This is a genomic window from Mycetohabitans sp. B3, from assembly GCF_021498065.1.
Taxonomy (GTDB): domain Bacteria; phylum Pseudomonadota; class Gammaproteobacteria; order Burkholderiales; family Burkholderiaceae; genus Mycetohabitans.
In genome coordinates this window covers 1-2,609 of the sequence record NZ_JAHLKN010000162.1, presented here as the reverse complement: position 1 = coordinate 2,609, position 2,609 = coordinate 1, and the positions used below count along the sequence as shown (strand labels likewise).

The window sequence follows — 2,609 nt, the reverse complement described above, 5'->3', positions numbered from 1 at the left end:
TGCGTATTTCAGGCCATCGTAGACGGTCATTTCAGACGAAGGTAGACGGTGTTTCAGGGCAACGTGGACGCCGTTTCAAAGCATCGTAGGCGGCGTTTCACGCTGATCGTGGACGAGCAAGGGGGAGCGCGAGTGATCTGACCAAGGCATACGCTGATCGTTTTTTTGCGGATCAGCTCATGCCGACACCCAGGATCACGATGCGCCAGATACGAAACGTTCTTCGCCTGCACTTGGAGGCAGGCTTGACTTACGGCCAGATTGGCCGAGCCCTGGGCGTGCCCAAATCGACGGTGGGCAAGATCGTCGTGCTGGCACGCGTTGCCGGCATCGATTGGGCCGAAGTACAGGGGCTGGATGACGCGAGCCTCGAAGCGAGGCTGTACCAGCCGGCGGTGCCCCGCTCGGCGCGGCACTTGGAGCCTGACTTCGCCTACCTCCATCAAGAGCTCAAGCGCCCGGGCGTCACCTTGCAACTACTCTGGGAGGAATACGCCCGGGCCAACGCGCAGGCGTACAAGTACACAAGTTTCTGCGTCAAGTACCGCAAGTGGGCGGCGTGCCTGAAGCGCTCAATGCGTCAGACCCACATCGCCGGCGACAAGCTGTTTGCCGACTACGCTGGCCAGAGCGTGCCCATCATCGACGCGGTCACTGGCCAGATCCGCGCTGCACAGGTCTTCGTTGCGCTATTGGGGGCATCGAACTACACCTATGCTTGTGCCACTGAGCGACAAACGGCGGCGGACTGGATCCGTTCGCTCATTGCCGCGCTGGAGTTCTTCGGCGGCACGCCCAGGCTGATCGTGCCAGACCAGCCGCGCGCCCTGATCGCTCAGCCCGACCGCTACGAGCCCGGCATGGGGCGGCTGGTGGAGGAGTTCTGCGACCATTACCATGTGGCTGTACTACCAGCTCGGCCTGCTCACCCGAGGGACAAACCGAAGGTCGAGAACGCGGTACTCGTGGTTGAGCGCTGGATCCTGGCGCGCCTGCGCAATCGCCGCTTCTTTAGCTTGGCCGAACTGAACACGGCGATCGCTGAGCTGCTGCACGAGCTGAACTGCCGTCCCTTCAAGAAGCTGCCTGGCAACAGGCGTGAGGCCTTCGAGCGTTTAGACCAACCGGCTCTGCAGCCCCTGGCATCCAACCGCATGGCCATCGTGCGTTTCAAGCGGGCGCGCGTGAACGTGGACTACCACGTTGAGCTCGACGGCCACTATTACAGCGTTCCACATCGGCTGGTGCGCTCCACCGTGCAGCTGCGCATCGGCGCCACGGCGGTGGAAGTGTTTGACGGCGCCACGCGCGTGGCCATCCACTTGTTGAGCGCCGCCAGGGGCGGGTTCACCACCGATCCCGATCACATGCCCGCTTCGCACCGCGCTCACCGGGAGTGGACTCCGACCAAGCTCATGGCCTGGGGCAAAAGTATCGGCTCGTCGTGTGCCGCCGTGGTGCATTGGCAGATGGAGAATCGTCCCCACCCCGAACAAGGTTACCGCGCATGCCTTGGCTTGCAGCACTTGGGCCGGCGCTTCGGCGCGCAGCGGCTGGAAGCCGCCTGTACACGCGCCATGGCCATTAACTCACCCACCTACCGCACCGTCAAATCCATTCTGGACAACGGCATGGACCGGCAACCGCTGCCGGGCAAGCCGATACAAACGTCTGTGCCCCTGCACGAGAACGTGCGGGGACCAGAGTACTACCACTAACCACGAGGAACGACGTGATATCAGCTCACACTTTGGATCAATTGAAGACGCTGCGCCTGGACGGCATGATCGCTGCGTTGGGCGATCAGGCCACCAGCAGCGCCGCAGCCGAACTGCGCTTCGACGATCGCTTCTCTGTGCTCGTGCAGCGCGAGATCGACTGGCGCGATAGCAAGCGGTTGGCTCGCATCCTGAAGGCCGCCAAGCTCAAGGTGAGCAACGCGTGCATCGAAGACATCCTCTGGCGCGACTCGCGTCACCTGGACCGGCACATGATCACGACGCTGGTAGGCGGTGACTGGATCCGCCATGCCCGCACCGTCCTCATGACCGGCGCCACTGGAACCGGCAAAACCTGGTTGGCTTGCGCCCTGGCGCAGCAGGCCGCGCGCGGCGGCTTCACGGTGTTCTATACCCGAACCACGCGACTGATGACGGAACTGCGTGTTGCTCACGGCGAGGGTAGCTTCGTACGTCGGTTGGCGCAATTGGCGCGCTACGACTTGCTGGTGCTGGATGACTTTGCTGGCGCGCCCATGGGGCCGGCCGAACGCACAGATCTGCTCGAGTTGCTGGACGATCGCGTCGGCGCCCGCGCTACCCTGATTACCAGCCAGATGGCCGTCAACCAATGGCATGCCTGGCTCGACGATCCTACCGTTGCCGACGCCATCTTGGATCGCATCGTACACGGCTCTCACCGCATTGCACTCAAGGGCCCATCGTTGCGCGGCCCCGAAAACGAACAACCATGAACGCCTTCAACATCATCGTAGACGAGTGCGATACCATGAACGCCTTCACTCGCGCTCACCCAAACTGTCCATGATCACGCTGAAACGCCGTCCACCATCAGCCTGATTCGACCGTCCATGATCGCTGAAATACGCA

At 62.4% G+C, this 2,609-nt stretch carries 2 protein-coding genes; both read left to right on the top strand.

The genetic code is table 11. From position 1 onward, the window contains the following. Positions 1-179: 179 nt before the first annotated feature. Entirely contained in the window at positions 180-1,718 is a 1,539-nt protein-coding gene (gene istA / locus KQH55_RS16090) for an IS21 family transposase (protein ID WP_235091675.1), read from the top strand. A gap of 65 nt (positions 1,719-1,783) precedes the next feature. Next, positions 1,784-2,473: an IS21-like element helper ATPase IstB gene (gene istB / locus KQH55_RS16085; RefSeq protein ID WP_373566413.1), complete on the top strand. Its 690-nt coding sequence runs from the start codon at positions 1,784-1,786 to the stop codon at positions 2,471-2,473. Positions 2,474-2,609: the final 136 nt, after the last annotated feature.